Consider the following 21809-nt stretch of genomic DNA (forward strand, 5'->3'; position numbering starts at 1 on the left):
AGAACATTGACACGGCGGCACAGGGACGACAGAGAACTTGCATATAGCTGTTTGAGCGACCTACCACCGGAAAAGCCTGTGGTACCTCACGTCCCATTGAAGAACTAGAAGTAGAAAGGCAGTTGTCAATTTGCTATCGTTCGTCGAAGAAATCCTGTAAAATCCCTGATCGAACTGGAATGCACCTAGGCGAGGAATGTTAGCAAGACCCTTCGATAAGACTTACCGGCGTTCAGAGAGTAATCAACACTTCGAGCTTTCTAGATGTTTATAAGCCCAAGAACTAAACTATGCGGCTCAAAATAATGTCCTCGTCGAGGGCTATTGCCAGTAAGTTTTTTGCTGTTTCACAAACGCTATTCAGTGGTTTTTGACAGGTGGCAAACCGAAGTAACTGATTAATCAAAGAATATCCCTGCCAAAAGGCGATCGAAATTCTCAAATTGCAACGCGAGGTCTACAAAGCGATCCTCTTCAGAAGCGAATTTCTTCGTCAGACTGTTATCCGAATTCCGAACTTCTGGCAATTTATCGATGAGATTACTGGACGAATTCAGAGAATCGCCCTCTGTCTGAAATAGTTCTTCAATTGCCAGGTCGTTGATTGTAGCAATGGATTGATTAGAGAAGGCCACGGCCATGGCGGCACCGACGAGTTCGTCATGTTCTGGAATTGGGTTGGAGGTCTCATGCTCGTCCGATACGGACAATGAGGCGACCATCGGTGAGGTGGAACCATATTGGGCAGCCCACACATTTCCATCGTCGTCGTCCACGTCCTGATCCCCATCGGCATCGCCATCTGTTAGATTAGCATTGGTTGTACCGAAACCTCTCTGCCAAATGAGAAAATCTCGCCCATCGACGTCACCGTCGTTGTCGAAATCTGCATTGCCAGCTTGCTCCTTAATCTGCAAAAACTGATTGGCTGCCACGTTCTCTAGCAGCGTTTCGCGGCCACTGCTCCAGACGATTCGCACATCGGCACTCGTTGCCAACCCGAGTCCAAACTCAACTGCGAGGCTGCTGGTCGTTGCTGCCTGGGAATGCCCAGACAGGACTTCTTCCATTCGGGTCTCATCTGCGTCGACGACACCACTGCCATCGAAATCGGCGGTCACATAAACTCGGGCACCAATGGCGTCGCGGGTGCTTTTGAATTGCCCCGGCAACGTGGGATCGCCTTCCAGTTCAAGCGTGAGAAAGTGGAAGTTCGGGTTCAGTGAAGCGGAGTTGTTCTCGTAAAAGAGGATGCCGGGGTTCACTGCGCCGCTCCAATGCCACATCGCCGTATCGCTCCACCCATCTCGATCGTAGTCGGCCACAGCCACGCCGCGGGTGGAATGCAGTGCCGTGAAACCTGAAGTGGCGCCCTCTTCAGAAAAGAGGCCATTGTCTTGTTGGAGATGCAAATAGGATCGCTCGCCGATCTCGGTTCCAACCAGGAGATCGACGCGGCCGTTGTTATCGAAATCGTGAAAGTTGGCTCCCCAGGAGAACGTGTTGTTGATCGTTGTTCGGCTGAAGCTGAGACTGCCTGTGTCGACGAGGTTGTTGATCCAAATCGGATGTGCATCGGGCAGCAACGTCGAGAAATAATCAAAGTCGCCATCGTTGTCGATGTCGGCGACTGTGACCCCCATATCGCTCCCCTCCGAGCCGCCGAAGTTGATGTCGTAGGACACCATGACAAAGCCAAGCCAATCGCCGGCGGCATTGACGCCCCGATTGAGGTAGAGCATGTCGCGAGTTGGAGATGTGGCGGCGCCACCCATCGTGGCTACGATCAAATCCTGCCAACCGTCGTTGTTAAAATCGGCGAACTGCAATGCGTTGTGACCGCTGAATTCAGCGGGAACGCTGGGGTTGTTGTAGGATCCGTCCTCATATTCCCAGCCGCCGACCTGCTGCCAGGCGTCAGGATTTACAAATTGAAACCCATCTACCATGCCTGAGCCGCCAGTAAAGCGGAACGCATCTACCATGCCGGACCTTGCAGATCCCGAGCCTCCCGTGGTGTCGAGCATTTCGGCAACAATGGTTAAATTGTCACCTGCCGAAACACCTGAAAGGGTTAATGTGTAGGTGTTGAAATCGAAGTCGGGAGCGACCGTCAGCAGGTTACCAGTAGTAGCCGATCCGCCGGTGCCATCGGACGTGACCGTTACCTGAAACCCGCCGGCCACTCTCGCTAAATTCTGCTCGACTCTGGCGTCGAATTCCAGCGTGTAGTCTCCATCCTGTGCGGCGACGACAACCTGCGAGACACTCGCATCGATCGGATTGGCAGCGTTGCCGGCAAATCCACGGAACCAAACGCCTTTTGTGCCGGAGCTGGAGACCCAAGGTGCCTCCCAAAAAAGTGCCGTGTTGTTTGGCGCGTTGATCGTCCAGGCGCTATTGCTTACCTGGCTGTCGGGAGTGGCATTCTCAAAGCTACCATCACTGACGGCCGCCGGTTGAGTCGATCCGTCGGCGTCCAGCATTTCGGCGACGATCGTCAAATTGTCCCCTGCTGTGACGCCAGTTAAAGTCAGTGAGTATGTGTTAAATTTGAAATCAGGAGCGAGCGTCAACAGGTTGCCGGTGGTAGCGGATCCGCCAGTGCCATCCGAGGTAACCGTTACTCGAAAATCGCTGGCGACGTTGGCAAAGCTTTGCTCTACTCTAGCGTCAAACTGTAGTGTGTAGTCGCCGTCCTCCGGAGCGACCACGACTTGAGACACGTTGGCATCGATGGGGTTTAATTGGTTACCTGCAAAACCGCGAAACCAAACGCCCTTTTGGCCACTGCTGGCTGCAAATGTGCTACTCGAATCCCCCCAGAATAGTGCTGTGCCGCTGGGCCCGTTCAACGTCCAAGCACTGTTGCTCGTCTGGCTGTTGTGAGTGGAATTTTCAAAGCTGCCGTCGCTAATGAGTGAAGCAGGTACGGACCCATCGGGGCTCATGGTGACGTCGGTGAACGTGCCATCGCCGTTGTTCAGATAGAGCGTGTCCCGTTCGCCGAGTTTGCCGTCGTGCGATTCTGCCGGGTTTCCGTTAGTGCCGTCCCAACTGCCGACGTAGATGTCGACCCAACCGTCGCGATTCACATCGGCCCACGCAGCCGAGATCGTATGGTTCAAGATGTGCGTGTCGAACAGGGGATTGGGATTGTGAAACTCGGCTCTGGCCAAACCGTGTTGAATATCTCCCGCCGGGTCGGTGGGGGTCGGATCCGTCGAGGCTGTCACATCAATAAAACGCAGTGAGAGAGGATCGCCCACACCGGTGGGGTGATCTTCCATCCACATGTTTTTGAAGAGGATATTGTCGGCCCCATCGGGATCATGAGGACCGTTGCCAAAATTGGTGAGAAAGATGTCCAAGTCGCCGTCGTTGTCGTAGTCGGCTGCGACCGAACCCGAGGAATCACCGGCGGTGTAGGACATTCCCCCGTCACCCGCGGCACGGACAAACGTGCGGCCGCCAACGCCGTCGTCGACGTTGATGTAAAGCCGGTTGCCGCGTATCGAGGGACCGATGAGGTATAGATCCGCGTACCCGTCGCGATTCAGATCAGTGAATGTCAACCCGCCGGCGTGGAACTCACTGTCACTGCCGCGCAGTCCGCCGAGCCCCAAAGCAACAGACGATTCGCCAAAAGCCGCTTGAACGGCTAGCGCGATCCGCGGCTCTAAGTGCTCGATGTGAAGTAGTTTTGTCGAATGCTGTCGAAAGTGAGTCGAACGTGACCCTAGAGATTTGGCACACTGCATGTGATTACGAAGTACCTGCAGAAGTTCATTGGCCAATGATTGCATTCGACTTCCTGATTGTCAGTAGAAATTGTGAATAGGTTACGCGATCAGAGCAGTTCAGCGGCAAAACTGATAGATCGCCAGTATGTAGTATGAAAGCGATTTCAGATAATAGCAACTCTCATTGGATTTTCTCTTCAGCGTGCATTTATTGACAAAGGGCGGGGTCAAATGGGTTAGAACTGCTCTGTCGAAAACCTCCTAGTGCCAGAGAATCATGATGTTGTGTGTGAGTACTCAAGGATTGATTTGTCTTGACTGCGACCAGTAGCTACGCGCTATGAGTGCAGAACCCATCGCTTTTATGATCATAATGTTGACTGCCTCGACTTGCCCAGCGGTCCGCTTGCTTGAGCGTGGGTCGAAAAAACGGATCGTCAGGCTCGGGGCCCCGTCCTGTCATTCCGCCCATCACCAATTGACTCTCGCGGTCACGAAACAGATTGGCCTTGGGGTAACATTTGCAAGTAGTCTTTCGACAGCTTTTTTTGAAGTCTCGATCGCGGCGAAGAATAAAGGACGCGTTAATATGCCGGGTCTTGAATCCAATGCCATCGTCGGCGTCCAAGATGACGTTACGGCTCATTACTTGGCACTCGTTAGTCGCTAAGACGGTTTTGTCCAGAAGCCTCTGATAGCGTTGCGAAAACAGCAAGCGGGCTGCCGTCTATTCCAAGGTACTGAAAATATGAAATCTTTTTCAGCTCGATCCGCGCTGCCAGTTTGGGAATATCTTCCAGCAATGTCGAGAGCTTGCGGCAATCTAGCCGCAGAAACTCTTTGAGCAAAAGATAAGCAAGCGATTGAGAATGTGTAAACTTCTTAGGACTGAATTGATAAGAGAATTTGCTCAATCGCTGCTTGGCAGGTTCGTAGGCAGCCTGGAGATTGCGTTTCAGTGATTTACTCGTCGTGCTCATGCCCCACACTATGGAGCACATTCACCAACAGCTTAGCTAGCAAGTACGAGTTTTCGACTGAGCACCTCCATCGCTTATTTTCGCCCAGGAACCTCACCCAAAACATCATTATCTTGATTTGCTACTAGAATTTTCGATTGAGCCGATTTGTCCCCTCCCCATTTCTTCTTCGCGCATCTCTAAGTGATGAATTCCGACGAGTTGGTTCAATACTTCGAAACAATCAAGTCTATTCCAGCCTGCATCGCAGCCCGCCACGAATCGGCTAGCTCAGGTGAGTATTCCGGATCGTGTGCTTCAATTGCTTCGCAGAGTGCATCGAGCCAATAATCGTATAATCGGGGCGGAATGTCGATGCCACGGTGGCTGTGACGTTCTGCCAGTCGCTCCAATTCCTGACGTGCATCCTCGGAACCGAGGTTATAGGTCAACATCGACAACAACGACTCACGCAACATCAACTTCTGTCTAGTAAAGTCGGTGTGAAGAAATTTATCGGCTACTTCCGGTGACTTGGAAAGAAACTTCTTGTAAAACGTGCCAATGAAGTCATCGCTCGCGCGGCAACGGTGGTAACTGGCAGTTACGTCGTCAATGGCATTTGGCCTTGAACTTGGAGACTCATACATCATTCGTGTTACCCTCTAATTCACGGAAAGGACCTTGGCACCTCGAACTCGCCCAAACTTGAGGTCCAAAATCGCTTGGTTTGCATCTTCCAGTGTGTATGTCTGGGTTACTGGCCGGAGGCCGGCCTCTGCAGCGAGCGGGAGAAACTCGGAAATATCGTGTCGTGTGATGTTGGCTACCGACTTGAGCCCGCGTTCCATCCAGAGGTGTTGGTGATAGCTTAGATTCAACAATGCATCTTTGTCGTCTTCCTGTTTACGAATCGCGTTGATGACCAATCGACCTCCAGGGAGCAGATTCGCCAAAGATTCTACGACCGGCTTCCACGCGGGTGTCGTATCGATGATGGCGTGCAGGCTTTCGGGAGAACGATCGGCTGTATCGCCTGTCCATGCTGCCCCAAGCGAGATCGCCAAGTCGCGCTGGTCGGCGTCTCTTGCAAAAACATACACTGGCGATTCGGGATAAACATGCCGAACAAGCTGCAGCACCAGATGTGCGGATCCTCCAAATCCAGTCAGTCCGAGTCGTTCGCCATTGACGATTTTGGTCAGCTTCAGAGCTCGGTAGCCGATCGCACCCGCGCACAACAGTGGAGCGGCTTGCTCATCGGTGAAGTCCGGGGGAATGGGGTATACATAATCCTCGGGCGCCGTCATGTAATCGGCGTAGCCACCGTTGACGTCACGACCAGTGGCGCAGAATCTTTCGCTCAAGTTTTCATCCTCGGCGCCGCTTGAAGAATGAATCCAGCCGACTCCAACACGATCGCCCAGGTTGAATTTTGTGGCAAGGCTGCCACGATTTGTGATGCTGCCGACAACTTCGTGGCCCAGCACGATGGGAAACTGCGGTGGTGCAGTTCGTCCTTCGATCTCGTCAAGTTCTGTATGGCAGACGCCGCAGGTGGAAACTTTGATGAGTACTTCGTTTGGCCGTGCCTCTGGAATTGGAATCTCTGTGTATTCCAGGGGTGCCGCGTGGAACCCTAGAGGTGCGATTCTTCGCAGGACCATGGCCCTCATTTTGTGGCTCATAGTATTACCACTCTAGAAATCAATTGATCTACTCTAGACTATCTCCCTACTATATCATTCGCCGACCAGCGAGCCACTAGTCGATTAACAAAAAAAGTCGACACCACTCGACTGGTGTCAACTTCTGGAGTTACTCCATTGACTGCCACGGACGGATTCGAGAAATACAACTCCTGGTCATTAAACACAAAGTCATGATCATGTCATGATAGTGACGATATATCTATCGCCTGTACAGTCCTTTAATCTCGTGAGCTTTTTATGTGCCCGATGACAATAGCTATCTGTTGGTGGACAACAAAGCAAAAGTCCGCCAGGCCTTATTAATGTTGTTTCTGAGATTCTAATACAGGGCTAGATGTTTCACCCGGATGATCTACATCTGTCTGACGTAAAGCATTGTGGCAGTGGACACAACTGAGAGTCATCTGCTGGAAACCTAGGGTAACACCCTCGATGTTTTCGCGTTTAGCTTGCTTTTCAATCTCTAGGACGGCGAATTGAAAGGACCGTAGTTGGGTAACATAGTCAGGTGTTCCTTTGCGAACAAATCCTTCGAACTCACTCAAGGTCCGCAATTGCTTGGCACTGTCGATGATGGACTTATAGTCCGCTTCTGTTAATGCTGCAAAGATCGCTTGCGCTTTTTGAAGTTTGACATCCATCCAGAAATTAAACGGGCGACTCTCTTCCATGGGAAACGGTTCCTCAATCGGTTCTCCCGCAACCTGCCCAAGACCAGGACTGGTAATACATGTAAGGGCTAAACACATCATAAACCATCTCATTGTTCGCTCTCCTTTCGAATTGCCCCAGGTTTTGTCGGTACTTCACCTTCAACGTCGCTTCTAGTTGGTCTACCGCATATCGAGGGAGATCACTTCTCGTTGACAGCGCTCTCAGGAGTTGTACTCGAGGCCGATTGTACCGCCATGGGGTGTTTGACGGTCAACACTGGACAGGTCGCGTGGCGAACAATGCCCTCGGCAACGCTGCCCATCAAGACCCGAGCCAAGCCTGTTCGGCCATGCGAACCCAGGACGATCAAGTCGACGTTTTCATTCTTCGCAAATGTAAGGATTTCTCTTTCGGGAGCGCCGATTAGGAATCGATGTTCGTACTGGACATCGGGAATCGTAGGGACAACTTGTTCGAGCATAGCCCGCGCCTCCTTCTCCTGTTGGTCTGTCGGTTCGACTGAAATGCCGTATCCTCCATAACCTGGAACGTATGTGGGGAATTCTTCATCGACGTGAACGATGTAAAGTCGGGCTCCCGATTCTGATGCCAGCAGCGACGCATAGCCGAGTGCTGCTTCGCTAAAACTAGAGTAGTCAGTCGGACACATGATAGACTTTAGTTTCATGGCTCGCTCCTTTGCGTAGATTCTGACCAGAATAGACATATTACGTCTGCGCGATGTTTCGCAACTCAAGTAAACGGCAACTGCTATGCCAGTTTTAGTCTGACACGGAGATTCGACAGCCAGCTAACACATAAGGTCCTATACCATCGCGAGCCGGAAACCTCCGATGTGCATGTGCTGACTTGAGCGCGCCAAAACGCACACCTGGATTGTGAAGGAATGTCCATATGCCACGAGTCCGGTGCCGTCGACGCAACGAGGATTGGTACGCGTTTTGCGAGTTGATACCCCGAACTGTTTTTGTCGTATCGCTCCACAACTGTCGCAGGAGTGAAAGGTGGCATCACTATTCAATCATCTATTGGTTCCACTAGACTTCACGCCGAAGAACGCGGCGGCACTTCGAGTGGCGCTCGATATGGCGAAACAAAATAATGCGCGAGTGACATTAATGCATGTCGTGGAAACGATCGATTATGCCGATGACGAGGAGATCGCCGCTTTCTATGAGACGCTCAAAAAAAGAGCGCGGGCAAAGCTAGAATCATATGCCGAAAGTTTCCATGATGCGAAGCTGTCGGTGGCCGTCAAGATTGTCATGGGGAAAACCTCCCGAGGCATTGTAAGCTACGCAATGCAAAAGGACATCGACTTGGTCATTCTCAGTTCACACAAGGTCAAGCTGGACGAAGCGCCTAAGGGATGGGCGACCTTGAGCTATCAAGTATCGATTCTCTGCCAATGCCCGGTATTGCTGGTCAAGTGATCGATGCGGAGGAATCCATCCGCAGAGAAGTTAGGGTCAAAACGGCTATGTAAACAACTTTGCTTAGCTAGTAAGGATGGGTTTTCGACAGAGCAGACCTGTTTCGGAAAGAGTGAATAGTATGACCAATGAAATGGAAGGAGTCCTGACCAACCTAACCGCAATTGTGGTTCTTTTGACCTGCATGATTGATGCACGGATTTCAGTTGGTCTGGCTGTTGTCTTTTTATTCGGATCAGGCATCTATAAAATGACGCGCAAGCAAGTCTAGCCAGCGATCTGGACGACGGTTACGACGACGAATATGGTAGCCTCCTTCCCGGTATATTTCGACGGACATGCGCCGACCCTTAACTCCGACATCGAGGAAGGCGTTCTAGAATCGCTTGCAACGATCGCAGGGGGCGAACTCATGCTTGAGGGATTTTAGAAATCCGTTAGGAAAGAATACGAGGGGAAACACAGGCGTCCTACCGCGGCTCGCTTCCATGCAAGCGCAGCGAAGGAAAAGGGTAACGTGGCCATGGATTCGAGTTAGACTTCGAGTTTTCTAAAGGCACGAAGCCCATATTTTAATGGGACGATTGTGACCACTGCGGCTAAAATCACGACACCGACCAGCCCCAGGCTCAGCCAGAGTTGCAAGTTAGCAGGGGGGACCATCTGAGTCTGTAATCTGCTTTCGTTTGCCATAAAGTAAAAATGGCAGGGGAGGGCGGTCAACAAGACCGTCAGCAAGATATAGATGGCGCTCAGAACAAGATTGAGAGTGCCACCGAAACCAGCGGCAATCTTGGAAGGAGACTGCTCTCGAAAGTCAGGCATGATAGCACCTAAGCCGACTGCCATTCCGGAAAGACCGATACAAAGTAGCAAGCAAATGAATTGATGGATAATTATTACCTGCATCGATACTCTCAGCATGACATCACTGGCTAAGACTAAGCCAGCACAAGGCAACCACGAGCCGCATGCAGCAAAAAGGAACTTGCCCCAAAGGATGGAATCTCTTTCAATCGGTAATCGCCCCAGAATCCAGAACCGCCGACCTTCCAAACTGATAAGCGGATAGATAAACCGTGTAGTAAATGTCGAAAGAATGAGACCGACGACGGCAAGATTGAGAAAGCTGACGATATTCACCCAAGCTAGGACACTAATGTCCTGACGATGCTGCCGAAAGCGGTCGATGTTGGCAAAGTACAGCATCAACAATCCGAAAAAGATAATGAACTGGGACCACTGAACAGGATCACGTCGAAACAATCGAATGTCTTTGATAATTAGCAGTTGTGTTTCTCTCGGCAAAAAGAACAGTAGTTTTTCTGTAAGTCGGTCTATCCAAGCCATATGGACATGTGTCTCGCGTGCTTGGCGTGAATTCAGAGCATAGTAGCTGGGTCGATAAATCCGACCTCCCACCCAAAGAAGAATGACGTGAAGAAAGAGCGCGTTCGAAAGTAATACGATTAAGTACTTTCCGCTTTCAAACCAGGGGAGGTCTCCGGGATCCTGAGTCTGTTCACGAGCCGCTTCCAGCAGACCGTTACTTAGCCAGGTACTCGGCAACCACTCACCGCGAGTAAATTCAAAACGTCGGAATGTCTGCTTAAACCAAGCCGCTCCCAGCAAATCGGCGTCATTTATGTCGAGAGTATGCCAAATGGAACTGTAAGCGATGGCAACGACCACCAAGGCGATGATTCCCACAACGATTCTGCGCAGATGCGGCACACGACTGATCAAAAGCAGGCAACATATTGCCCCAATCACGCAAGGAATGTAGGCAAAGGAAATCATCAACCAAGGAAGGTACACATAGTAGTACCAGGGAGCTGCAACCACGATGCCGTAGGCAATCATCATCGGGCTAGCCAGTAGAAAAAAACCCCAACTGCTAAAGAACAGCGATTCCTGAAAGCGGTACAAAACAAGACGCGAGTCTCTGACGGGCATTGTCAGCAAGTGATTCGTTTCTTGTGAAGCGTACAATCCCCCATAGAGAATGATGCCTGACGAGAAAATGAGCATGATCTGCAGAGACATAAAGAACAGTGTGAAGACAAATTTAACTGTCTGTGCATGGTACGTCGCCCCCGGGAGCCCCACCTGGCCAACAACGAAATCGAAGCCAAGATAGAATAAGACAAAGAGGCCGATCCAGAAAAAAATGCTTAAGGAGATGACCAGCGAGGTTCGCATGCGAGAATTCGCAAAAAGATGACGCAGCTGGCTCCGGCTTTCGCGCAAACGGAGTTTCCAAAACAATTGACCTTCACGCTCATGTGTGGGCAATCTTTCAATCAGATCAAGATAATCAGTGGAAATCGAGTCGGTTCCAGGATTTAACGACATGGCTAAGTAGCACCAGTGAGCGAGCAGAGCTAGAGTACCGGATTGGTTGATTGGCGGGAACTACTACCATTTACGTTCTCACTCACTGCGCCCTCTTTGGTCAGAGCCAGGTAGAGCGACTCTAAGGTACCTAGTTCCCCTGGTACTGATTCTCTCAATTGAGCAACCGTGCCTTCAAAGACAAGCCTGCTAGCATTCATCACTGCAACCCGGTCTGCAATCTCTTCTGCAATTCCCAAGGTGTGCGTGGACATCAGAACGGTTTTTCCACTATCGGCATAGGCCCGTAAAAAATCCTTAACAAGGCGAATGCACTGAGGGTCGAGACCAACCATAGGTTCATCGACTACCAATACTTCCGGTTGATGGATCAAGGCTGCTGCGAAGACTGTCCGTTGTCTCATGCCGTGCGAATAGCTTTCGGTGAGTCGGTCTACAAACGGGCCCAACTGAAATCGTTCGACCTCTCTTTGGACGGCAGTTCTTGCTTCAGTCGCAGTCAGTCCGTAGAGTTCTGCGACAAACTCCAAAAACTCAAGAGCAGAGAGCTTTTCATAGAGGAAAGGCTGATCTGGAACATAGCCAACCAGCCGGCTCGCCTCTCGCAAGTTTTCACTGACAACAAATGGGCCAACCCTGACTTTCCCAGAAGTAGGCTGGAGCAAACCGACCAACATCTTAATAGAAGTTGTTTTGCCGGCACCATTGTGGCCTAGCAATGCGACAAGCTCTCCCTTACCGACGGATAGATTAAGTTTCTCTACAGCGGTTCGATTGCCAAAAGTGCGAGTGACATCTTCAAAATGTATCATAGATGGTAGACATGTTTGCACTTTGACCGCTATCGGGAGGTATCAACATGTTTCAAGTGGTCCCATGGACCAAGCTGGAGAAATGGAATGCGAAAGGCAAATAAGAAACTACAGTATTATGTCGCCTTTGATTTCTGGATCAATTTCCTTCCAGTCGATCAACTCATCGAAGAACTCATGTCCCACGGATTCTGCTTCCTTATCTGACAAGCGATTGAATCTGAGTCGCGAACTCCCCATGAAAACGTCCCGCCTAAGGATTTTCCCGCTAGGTTCTACCCAAGAGATCGCCTGCAAACGAGCCTTATCCGAGATTCCAGAACCAAGCATCCCTTGGTATTCCACCTTGAAAACACGCTTTGGTTCCCCCGCAAAAAAAAGCAACTCTTCTGCGACGACTTCTACTCTTACAAGTTCTATCGGATCGCCAGACGCTCGAAAAGGGCTATAGACCTCTTCCTGCCAATGACGGCCCATATACATGTAGGGAAGCTCTGAACCAGGAAACAAGACTTCGTTGAGCGACTTGCTATCGGGTAGATAGACAGATACCTCGTGCGGCAAACTACCAGTACTGACTTTTAGTTTAAGATAGGAATCCTTGACTCTGCCTGAGATTCTTAGCACCGAGGGCATCTCGTTAAGTGATACCTTGCTTAGAAATGACGAGAAATTCCCAATGGAATCGACTTCAATAAGCGACTTAACATCGAGCGACATCTTGCCCAAGCTGGGGACCGCCATTCTCATCCAAGTAGGGGCTAGTTCGGAGATTGGCATTTCCACAAGCGAAATGCGATTGTGGAGTTCGACAGTCCCTCCCACGCCAGGAACACGAATGCTCGCAGCTTTTCCGACTCGCTTACCGGCCCATTCAACTTCCCAAGCAATCGCCTGATTATCTTGGAAATTCTCAATCGCGGGAGGTTGCCCCTCACCCCAGCCAGGCAACACCCGTTCGACCACTAGCCATGCCATACTGCAAAGCCATAAAGAGAACACGGCTAAGACGAATAGTCGATTCGCCATATGGTTCGCTCCACGGTCAGGGTTCAATTAGATAGAAACTTCTCCATGCTCATCCAAAGCCTAGTACGCGTAGGGCCGAGCGTAGAGGTCTCCCCTATTCTAGCCGAGAACTCGACAAAAAGCGACCGAATGTCCGTATCCTACTGCATGAATGCAACATTATTGCGTAGATTGCCTCTATTGCAGAATCGAACTGGATCTATTTTTTCAGGGATCCAAGCTGTTTTCCTCGCCACTTTTAGGGAAAGCGGCTTCGAGAAAATCCTCTAGCGTGTAGATAGCCTTCAGTTGATGCGGGTTTCCGCTAGCTTCAGAGCCCATATTCTGAGGAGAGGTATCAATTCTAGAGATGATCCCAGCCTCAGATTGTGTAGCGATTGCCTCCTGAAGAACTTGGCGTCCCTGGCGATTCAGCGACAAGACCTCAAGCTGACCGTATCCCCCTAGTTTTTCTGCAGCTTTTCTCAGCACCTGGTTAGCTTGTTCTCGAAAGAAATACCTTGAAAGTGGTGCGTCATCTTTTAACGCTCGATTGGACAAACCTCGGTGAGTTGCAGGAGAATTACCGAAGCTCCTTCGCAAATAGTCCTGCAGTTCTTCAATTTGGGACTCCGTTATTAAGTCTCCTGGGACATAGGTCCCGCTAGATTCAAGGTAGAGTCTTGCTGTCTTGGCAATAATCTGGTTTTGCGCAGGATTAGGAACTTTCTCTGCGAGGGCTCTATTTGCCGTGAAAAACAGGAATAGGCAGCATAATGCGGGAAATCCGATTCTATTCACGACGCACCTTGAGAAGAGTAGGGTAATTCTGGTCTGAAACGGATAAACACCCGAGGATTAGCCTGATAGTAGGTGGTACTTACTGCGGTCACTCTGGGGGTTCTCTAGACAAGCCTACCACACAAATGTTGCCATGTATGGATATGCGTAACCCATTTTCTAGAAAAGGGTTATGTAATTTCTTGTGGCAAGATTTTCTACCAAATCCCCCTTTTGGGTGGGCTACTATTTGCACATGCCACCGGATCGATTATGTTGATTGGAGATGAACTTGGAGCCGATTCTACTCTTACTCGCCAAACAGGAGGTTAACCATGCCGAGTGGTGCATATTTCATTCGCAGTTGCCCAACTTGTGGCAGGTCGTTGGAAATTCGGGTTGAGTATTTTGGAAAGCGTGTTTCATGTAAGCATTGCTCTGCGGAATTCGACACTGTCGAAGAATCTCTTGATAATTCAGATCCGAGCGAATCGTCGTTGAGCTTGTTGGCACGTGCCGAGGAATTGATCGAGTCGGTCAAGATTGGATCAGTTGCCTGAGGTCTATCGGGTAGTTGTTAGCCTTGCCAGATCTGAAAAGTAATCGGGATATGTCTTGGAAGTGCAACCTGGATTGCAAATCACAATTCCGGGCGAATTGAGCCCTGCTATGGCGAAGCTCATTGCCATGCGATGGTCGTTGTAGGTATCAATGGCTGCTGGCGACAGCTTCCCCGGCGTGATCTCCAGCCCATCTTCCGATTCCTTCACTTCGGCTCCTAGTTTCCTCAGCTCCGTTGCCAAAGCCGCTATGCGATCGGTTTCCTTGTGCCGAATGTGACTTACGTTACTGATCCGAGTGGTGCCTTTTGCAAAAAGAGCAACTACAGCCAATGTTTGAACGGTATCACTGATCGCGTTCATATCCACGTCAATGCCGTGCAGCGGTCCTCCCTGAACTGTTATTGCATCGTCTTCAGTATGGATCTGACACCCCATGTTGCGAAGACAATCGACGAAGGCAACGTCGCCCTGGAGACTCTCGTAGTTCAGGCCGCGCACGGTCACTTTGCCGCCGGTTACGGCAGCGACAGCCCAAAAATAGCTGGCTGCCGAGGCATCGGGTTCGATGGAGTATCGGCAAGCTTTGTAGCTCGCTGTCGTTGGGATGTGTATTACTGAGAAGTTCTCGCTTGGTTTCGCCAGTACACCAAAAGATTCCATCACTCGAAGTGTCATCGCCACATAGGGAACTGATACCAAATTACCTTCCACGTGCAGTACGACATCTTGTTCCGCGCATGGAGCAGCCATCAAGAGTCCACTGAGGAATTGGCTTGAGATATTTCCTCCAACGGTAGCTACTCCTCCCTTCAGCCCATCAGCAATAACCTTAACTGGCGGACAGTTGTCATTTCCTTCGCACTGAACATTGGCACCGAGTTGATTCAAGGCCGATGCCAAGTCGCCAATTGGGCGTTCTCGCATTCGCTCAATCCCATCCAAGCGATACTCGCCGCTACCCAAAGTGACCGCTGCAGTCAAAAATCGTATCGTGGTTCCGCTGTTCCCGACGAAGATATCCGCCTGACCAGCTGGTATATTGCCTTTACAGCCTCTGACTTCAATCGTCCTTCCGCCGGCGGAAACGTCTACCGCGATGCCCAATTCGCGGAGGCCGTCGATCATGACCCGCGTATCTTCGCTATCGAGTGCTCCCATTAGCTCAGTATGACCATTGGCCAATGCGGCGCAGATGAGTGCTCGATTGGTGATGCTCTTTGAGCCGGGTGGACGAATTTCTCCATGCACGGGACCTTGAACGGCTTGAATCTCAATCTCATCGGGCATGTGGAAGGACCGTAGTGTGGCTAAGGGCTTGTTCTGAAAACCAATTGGTGAATCGCAGGTCAGAAGGTATGTTAGATTCTAATGTATTGAGAGGGAAGGCTCGTCTACTATCTCATGCTCACCTTATTCCTGTTAAACTCGCAATGACGTATTGAAAGCTGCTCAAGTATGAAAAAGGTATCTTCGGGTGGTGGCTGGCCTGCAATCTGGTACACATTGCGAAAAGGCCAAGAGGCTGGCGGCATCTGGAAGCTATGGAAGGCAATGCGTTCTAAAAACGCCTGTAAGACATGTGCGCTTGGCATGGGAGGTCAACGAGGCGGGATGGTCAATGAACAAGGCCATTTCCCAGAAGTGTGTAAAAAATCATTGCAGGCCATGGTTGCCGACATGCAAGGTGCGATTGGGCCCGAATTCTGGCAGCAATACGCAGTCGAAGATTTACGCCAACTCTCACCTCGTGAGCTTGAAAACTGCGGCAGGCTTACTCAGCCAGTACTTTATACACCTGAACTTCGCCGCTACCAACCGATTCCTTGGGAAGACGCATTCCGTCGGATTGCTGGAAAACTTTCGGAGCTCACTGCCGAAGAGACCTTTTGGTATTTCAGTGGCCGCAGCAGCAACGAAGCGGGATTTCTTTTACAGTTATTCGCTCGGCTGTATGGTACGAACAACGTCAACAATTGTAGCTACTATTGCCACCAGGCTAGCGGTGTCGGACTCACCAGTAGTACTGGCAGTGGCACGGCTACGATCATGCTCGAAGACCTAGATAAGTGCGACTTAGTCTTCGTCATCGGCGGAAACCCAGCGAGCAATCATCCTCGGCTCATGCGTACTCTTATGGAAGTGCGGCGTCGCGGTGGCGAGGTGATTGTCATCAACCCTCTGGTGGAAACCGGGCTCGTGAATTTTCGCGTACCGAGCGACGTGCGTTCTCTGTTATTTGGTACTAAGATCGCTAGTCTCTATGTGCAACCACATATTGGGGGCGACCTTGCTTTGCTGACGGGAATTGCCAAGCGAATAGTCGAGCTTACAGCTCACGATATGAATTTCGTGGAGTCTCACTGCAACAACTGGGATGAACTCTCGCGAAGCCTAGACAACGCTTCCTGGGATGAGATAACAGAAAAATCGGGTGTTTCTTATGACCAAATCGATGAAATTGCTCAGAGGTACTCTAAGGCCAAGAATGCCGTGTTCAGTTGGACGATGGGCATCACACACCACACGCACGGAGTGCAAAACGTCCAGGCCATTGCCAACCTTGCTCTGCTGCGGGGAATGGTAGGGCGCCCCGCCGCTGGTTTGTTGCCTATTCGGGGACATTCGAATGTACAGGGAATCGGGTCGGTGGGTGTAACCCCCAAACTCAAAGACGCCATCTTTGAAAGGTTGCAAACGCATTTCGGAGTGTCGCTCCCAACTACGGCAGGACTCGACACGATGGGCTGTATGGAAGGTGCACATGGCGGGAAGCTTAAGTTCGGACTTAGCTTGGGAGGCAATCTCTATGGTTCGAATCCCGATTCGACGTTTGCTCAGCAGGCTCTTGAGAACTTGGACATGATGGTTTATCTCAGCACGACTCTCAACACGGGACATGCCTTTGGACTGGCGCGCGAGACGATTATTCTCCCCGTGCTTGCGCGAGATGAGGAGCCCCAACCCACGACCCAGGAATCGATGTTCAATCTTGTGAGACTAAGCGATGGCGGACCACGGCGTCATGTTGGCCCCAAGAGTGAAGTAGAAGTCATCGCAACGATTGCCGATGAAGTTTCCAAAGGTGATACTCATTCCGAGAAGAATGGAACTCTTGGCTCAATCGAGTGGCTTCGCATGCGCAACACGGGCCGCATCCGCGAGGCGATCTCGAAAATCGTGCCAGGCTATGACAAGATCAGAGACATTGCCGACAACAAGGAAGAATTTCAGATAGCTGGCCGCACGTTTCATGAGCCAAGTTTTCCGACGGCCAATGGTCGTGCCAACCTGCATTCTCATCAACTGCCTGAGTTGCTCGGTTCAAAGAACGAACTGCGCTTAATGACCATTCGCAGTGAAGGCCAATTCAATACGGTCGTTTACGAAGACTACGATCTCTATCGGGGCGTGGAAGATCGCAGGGTCATCCTCATCCACCCCGACGACATTGCCGAACGTGGACTCGATACGGCAACGCCTGTCACAGTTTACGGCCCGGCAGGTTCGCTTTCCGGAGTGCGGCTGCATCCCTTCCCTCAAATCCGTCCGGGTAATACAGCCATGTATTATCCCGAGTGCAATGTGTTGGTGAGTCGTCATGTGGATCCCTCTAGCAAGACCCCAGCATTTAAGGGGGTAATTGTTACACTCGAACCCGAGGAAGTACTTACATCTACCCAATGAATTGCTTCCGCCGTAGCATGAGGTTTTCGCATCCAAGTTATTCCACAACAAGGAATTAGATATGACCAATCTGCCTATGCCCCTCTTTCTTTTTGTTGTTCTCGGAATGTACTGGGCAAGTGGCTTCGCTCAAGCTGCCTCTGCGAAAGAAGACACCACCGCTGCCGCGAAGGATTTCCTACGGCACTATGAAACGAATGTAGTCCCGTTGGAAATCTCTTTGAATCGCGCCTGGTGGGATGCCAATACTACGGGGAGTGACGAAGCCTTTGCAGCCAAGGAGGCGCTCGACAAGCAGATGAACGAGTTGCTTTCCTCGAAGGAAAAGTTTCAAGAGCTGGAGAGTATTAAAGTAGGCTCGATTAGCGATCCTCAACTTGCCCGCCAGATTCAGATTCTCTATCTGATTTATCTCAACCGGCAAGGAGACCTCACGCTGCTCAACCGAATGTCGGCCAAGGCGAATGAGATTGAGAAGAAATTCAATCAGTTCCGCGCGACGATTGGAGAGAAGTCGTATAGCGATAGTGAGGTTCGTGATGTCTTGCTCAAGTCAAAGGACTCTTCCGAGAGGGAGCAGGTGTGGAAAGCAAACAAAGATGTTGGGGGTCAGGTTGCAGTCGATCTGCGAGAGTTAGTCCGTATGAGAAACGAGGCAGCCAAAGAACTTGGGTTCAAGAACTATCACGCAATGCAACTCGCCATTAATGAGCAGGACCAGGAAGAAATACTCGCACTCTTTGATGAATTAGATGAGTTGACGCGGGAGCCGTATGCCCGCGCCAAAGAGCAGATTGATACGGCACTTGCGGACCAGTACGGGCTCTTGATTTCCGACCTGCAACCCTGGCACTATCAGGATCCCTTCTTTCAAGAGCCACCGGCGGTTTATGAAGTCGATCTTGGCGGACCATTTTCGGATGCCGATATTTTACGAGTTTGTCGCGAATTCTATGCAGGAATCCAACTTCCGATAGAGGACGTACTTGAAAATAGCGATCTCTACGAAAAAGCAAAGAAAAGCCCCCACGCGTTTTGTACTGATATCGATCGCGAAGGTGATGTCCGAGTGTTGGCCAATATCGTTCCCAATGAGTATTGGATGAGCACAATGCTCCATGAGTTAGGCCACTCGGTCTATTCCAGTAAATATATTCCTATGTCACTTCCCTATTTATTGCGGGTGAATTCACATATTCTCACTACCGAAGGAGTGGCGATGATGTTTGAGCGGTTTGCGACCGATCCCGCGTGGCTCAAAGCGTATGGAGTGGATGTGGACGATCCAGCAAGGTACAAGGCCGCCAGTCAGAGAATGCGACGAGATAAGTTGCTGATATTTTCTCGTTGGTGTCAGGTGATGCTGCGATTTGAAATGGCGATGTACGAAGATCCCGATCAAGACCTTAACCAACTTTGGTGGGATCTTGTTGAGAAATACCAACTAGTAAAACGCCCAGCAGATCGAAAAGCACCTGATTTCGCTAGCAAGATTCACATTGTCAGTGCCCCCTGCTATTACCATAACTACATGATGGGTGAGCTATTTGCCTGCCAAGTCCATGCAGCTATTTGTCGAGATTTGGAGCTGCCAGGAGATCCTGCAAATGCCATCTATACTCGTGTTCCCCGGGTCGGGGCGTTCATGCAGGAGAAGATTTTTGATCCGGGGGCGACGCTGCCGTGGAATGAGCTAACAAAACACGCCACGGGGGAGTTGCTGAACGCCAAGGCCTTTGCTGAGGAGTTTCAGTGATTCTATCGCCTAGCCCCTGAGGTGAGATAGAAACATCGATATTTCAATTGAATCGATCTTCTCAATGACATTTTGAATGTGTCTTGAATCTCTTTACTGGTTAGTCTAGTCTAGATTACACGTATAACTTGCAAGGCAATGTGTTCGCTTAACACTCAGGCATGTTGTATTTTTGACCAAGATACCTCTTTTTGAACATTGCTTGGAGTTCCTGTCATGAAACCTCTTGGCACACGACTTATACTTAGAGCGTTGCTGTTCTCCACAGGGATCTACGGCTTTGGGTTGGACTTTGAATTCTCGCTTGCACAATCTCCAGGGGAAACTGAACAATCCCCCGGTCAAAATGTCCCACCTTCAAGTGATGCCGCCGAGCATGACAAAATCTGGAATAGCAAAGAGATGCTCGAAGCACGTGCTCATCTGAAAACTACTTTTGAACGCTCGGCGAAGATCACGCCGGAGCAGGCGGATAAGTACATGGCAGACCTTGAAGCCTTGAGTTCAGAGCAACTCAAGGCTTGGCTTTTAAACTTTCAGCAAGAGCGCGCCAGGAACATTCAGCAGAACGAGCGGGAGCGTCAACTTCGACGCCAAGTGGTGGAAAGCCGGTCTACCGCTCAGCAAGGTGGTGGCTTTCGAAATCCCACGGCAAATAGAAGAACGGTATCCTCGGGATTGCCAGTGATGTCGACTCCACAGCCAGCAGCAAATCGAAATGTGTTTGCTGCTTCACCTCGGGTTCAGAAACCATTCTCTGACCCATCGTACCAACGATCAGTTAGGCCGCTTGTCACTTCCGAAGATGCTGCCAGATATCAGATACTCCGAGGAATTGGAACAACGGCTCCGTTTCCAATTTACTAGCAAATTAGTCACTTTAATTCCGATCTCGATTGAAAGCCGCATTATGAAACCGATCCAGGATCTTCGTTGGCATTCCTATTTCGCTGGAATTACACTTCGAACAGGGTGCTTCAGTTTTCTGCTTTGCCCTCTCTTGTTTGTCATTGTTCTGCATTGTTCGGCCAATGCCGCTGAACTAGAACAACGGCTTCCCACTTCTTCTAGCAATGCCGCACTACATTATCAGCGTGCGATTCTTTTTCTAGCGGATGTTGATGTCGAGAAACGCAAGCTACTTGAAAAACCAATCTGGGAGATTGTCACCCCGGAGACATCCGCAGACGAATTAAAAGCGATTGACGCTTTGCTGGTTGCCTCTCGCTACGCGATTCGATCGGCTCTCATCGGTGCTGCTCAGGCCAATGCAGACTTCGGTGCCGATCTGAGTGCTTATTCTGCGGGCACCCTTCTGCCTCATGTTGGACCGATGCAGCATTTAGCCAAATTGGTTGCGCTCTATGGCATGCAGCAACAAGCCGAGGGCAATTGGGAGAAATCGGCTCAACTGTATCTCGACGTGATTCGTATGGGCCAGCACATGGGAGAACAACTCACCCTGGCAGAATCGGTCGAAGCGGTACGGATTTTGGAGACTGGTTTTCACGCACTCTCTGCTTGGGCCGTGCATTGTCCCGATCCGAAGTTGATTAGGCAGGTTCGGTCGCTACTGAGTGCGATCGCACCAAATCCACTTTCACCTGCCACCGTGATAGGTTACGAAGCTGCCTTGGTCGATCTACGTCTCAAGGAATTAAAGGAAGCCTATCCCGATGGCAACTGGGCTGAATTAATGCTAGTTGTAACTGAGGGGCAGCCCGACCACTTAGACCAGGCCTCTGTCAGAGAGTTCGTTCAAGCAGAAGCCATAAAGCGAGGCGTTCCCGAGTCAGTATTTGCAGACGAAACGTCTTTTGATGAGTTCATCGAAAACTTACGCACTGTCAATGCTGAGTATTACGAGCGTATGCTTGACGGTCTTTCCCTCCCCTTGGGAAAAGCAATTGGCGTGGGACAACAAATCTATAAAGAGTTTGCTCCCAAACTCATGCGGCTAGGTGACCCCGAAACACTAAATCCAGGACAGATTTCGGCCTACTATGCTTCGCATGCTGCGGAACACAATTTGGCCGATGTAGTTTTGGCGCTCAGCGCCAACAAACAGGGTGAGCTTTTCCCGAATGAATTGTCCAAGGTAGCCAGCGATTTTGGTGGCGTGCTACCGCAAGGCCCAACGGGCAACAAGGTTTCTTACAAGGTTTCGCCAGATCAAAAGGGTTTTCGAATTTCCTATCCGGGAGCAAAGATTGGCGAAGTTGAGATACCGGAGATTGCATTTGACTATGGAGGGGGAAAAGGTCGCTGATTGACCGCTAAGCCGCAAGCGGCATTTTGGTGGGGCGTTAGCGGCGGCGGGAGGCCGAGC

18 protein-coding genes are annotated in these 21809 nt (G+C 50.5%); 7 read left to right on the plus strand and 11 right to left on the minus strand.

Annotated elements, in window-relative coordinates; genetic code table 11:
• Window positions 1–398: 398 nt before the first annotated feature.
• The 7 genes from Pr1d_RS13965 to Pr1d_RS13995 form a co-directional block, all read right to left on the minus strand.
• On the minus strand, window positions 399–3806 hold the full coding sequence (locus Pr1d_RS13965) for an FG-GAP-like repeat-containing protein (RefSeq protein ID WP_148074107.1): 3408 nt from the start codon (window positions 3804–3806) through the stop codon (window positions 399–401).
• Window positions 3807–4074: 268 nt separating this feature from the next.
• Window positions 4075–4389 carry a hypothetical protein gene (locus Pr1d_RS13970; protein WP_148074108.1) on the minus strand — a complete coding sequence of 105 codons (315 nt, stop codon included), beginning with the start codon at window positions 4387–4389 and terminating at the stop codon, window positions 4075–4077.
• Between the two features lie 13 nt (window positions 4390–4402).
• Window positions 4403–4723, minus strand: coding sequence for a hypothetical protein (locus Pr1d_RS13975; RefSeq protein WP_148074109.1), 321 nt, complete (start codon window positions 4721–4723; stop codon window positions 4403–4405).
• A 206-nt stretch (window positions 4724–4929) separates the two neighbouring features.
• Complete coding sequence (locus Pr1d_RS13980; protein WP_148074110.1) at window positions 4930–5355, minus strand: globin; 426 nt, start codon at window positions 5353–5355, stop codon at window positions 4930–4932.
• Window positions 5356–5367: 12 nt separating this feature from the next.
• Window positions 5368–6369 carry an alcohol dehydrogenase catalytic domain-containing protein gene (locus tag Pr1d_RS13985; protein ID WP_238476499.1) on the minus strand — a complete coding sequence of 334 codons (1002 nt, stop codon included), beginning with the start codon at window positions 6367–6369 and terminating at the stop codon, window positions 5368–5370.
• A 344-nt stretch (window positions 6370–6713) separates the two neighbouring features.
• On the minus strand, window positions 6714–7178 hold the full coding sequence (locus Pr1d_RS13990; protein WP_148074111.1) for a hypothetical protein: 465 nt from the start codon (window positions 7176–7178) through the stop codon (window positions 6714–6716).
• A gap of 89 nt (window positions 7179–7267) precedes the next feature.
• Window positions 7268–7756, minus strand: a complete 489-nt coding sequence (locus Pr1d_RS13995) for a universal stress protein (RefSeq protein WP_168205227.1) — start codon at window positions 7754–7756, stop codon at window positions 7268–7270.
• A gap of 337 nt (window positions 7757–8093) precedes the next feature.
• Here Pr1d_RS13995 and Pr1d_RS14000 point away from each other — a divergent pair, with 337 nt between their 5' ends.
• Entirely contained in the window at window positions 8094–8522 is a 429-nt protein-coding gene (locus Pr1d_RS14000) for a universal stress protein (protein WP_148074113.1), read from the plus strand.
• Between the two features lie 121 nt (window positions 8523–8643).
• Window positions 8644–8793, plus strand: a complete 150-nt coding sequence (locus Pr1d_RS25775) for a hypothetical protein (protein ID WP_168205228.1) — start codon at window positions 8644–8646, stop codon at window positions 8791–8793.
• Between the two features lie 263 nt (window positions 8794–9056).
• On the opposite strand, the gene Pr1d_RS14005 is transcribed toward Pr1d_RS25775, so the two are convergent.
• The 3 genes from Pr1d_RS14005 to Pr1d_RS14015 form a co-directional block, all read right to left on the minus strand.
• Entirely contained in the window at window positions 9057–10724 is a 1668-nt protein-coding gene (locus Pr1d_RS14005) for a putative ABC transporter permease subunit (RefSeq protein WP_168205229.1), read from the minus strand.
• 182 nt (window positions 10725–10906) lie between these two features.
• A complete protein-coding gene (locus Pr1d_RS14010) occupies window positions 10907–11689 on the minus strand; it encodes an ABC transporter ATP-binding protein (RefSeq protein ID WP_148074115.1) in 783 nt (260 codons plus the stop codon).
• A gap of 108 nt (window positions 11690–11797) precedes the next feature.
• Complete coding sequence (locus Pr1d_RS14015) at window positions 11798–12718, minus strand: hypothetical protein (protein ID WP_148074116.1); 921 nt, start codon at window positions 12716–12718, stop codon at window positions 11798–11800.
• 1094 nt (window positions 12719–13812) lie between these two features.
• On the opposite strand from Pr1d_RS14015, the gene Pr1d_RS14020 reads away from it, so the two are divergent.
• A complete protein-coding gene (locus Pr1d_RS14020) occupies window positions 13813–14037 on the plus strand; it encodes a hypothetical protein (RefSeq protein ID WP_148074117.1) in 225 nt (74 codons plus the stop codon).
• 3 nt (window positions 14038–14040) lie between these two features.
• Here Pr1d_RS14020 and aroA read toward each other — a convergent pair whose 3' ends face one another.
• On the minus strand, window positions 14041–15327 hold the full coding sequence (gene aroA / locus Pr1d_RS14025) for a 3-phosphoshikimate 1-carboxyvinyltransferase (protein ID WP_148074118.1): 1287 nt from the start codon (window positions 15325–15327) through the stop codon (window positions 14041–14043).
• Between the two features lie 168 nt (window positions 15328–15495).
• On the opposite strand from aroA, the gene Pr1d_RS14030 reads away from it, so the two are divergent.
• From Pr1d_RS14030 to Pr1d_RS14045, 4 genes are all read left to right on the plus strand, one after another.
• Window positions 15496–17724 carry an FdhF/YdeP family oxidoreductase gene (locus Pr1d_RS14030; RefSeq protein ID WP_148074119.1) on the plus strand — a complete coding sequence of 743 codons (2229 nt, stop codon included), beginning with the start codon at window positions 15496–15498 and terminating at the stop codon, window positions 17722–17724.
• Between the two features lie 61 nt (window positions 17725–17785).
• The gene (locus Pr1d_RS14035) at window positions 17786–19480 is read left to right on the plus strand and encodes a M2 family metallopeptidase (RefSeq protein ID WP_148074120.1); all 1695 of its coding nucleotides are present in this window, start codon (window positions 17786–17788) and stop codon (window positions 19478–19480) included.
• A 216-nt stretch (window positions 19481–19696) separates the two neighbouring features.
• Window positions 19697–20347, plus strand: a complete 651-nt coding sequence (locus Pr1d_RS14040) for a hypothetical protein (protein ID WP_148074121.1) — start codon at window positions 19697–19699, stop codon at window positions 20345–20347.
• A gap of 43 nt (window positions 20348–20390) precedes the next feature.
• On the plus strand, window positions 20391–21749 hold the full coding sequence (locus Pr1d_RS14045) for a hypothetical protein (protein ID WP_148074122.1): 1359 nt from the start codon (window positions 20391–20393) through the stop codon (window positions 21747–21749).
• Window positions 21750–21809: the final 60 nt, after the last annotated feature.

Origin of the sequence: Bythopirellula goksoeyrii, assembly GCF_008065115.1 — a bacterium.
GTDB lineage: Bacteria > Planctomycetota > Planctomycetia > Pirellulales > Lacipirellulaceae > Bythopirellula > Bythopirellula goksoeyrii.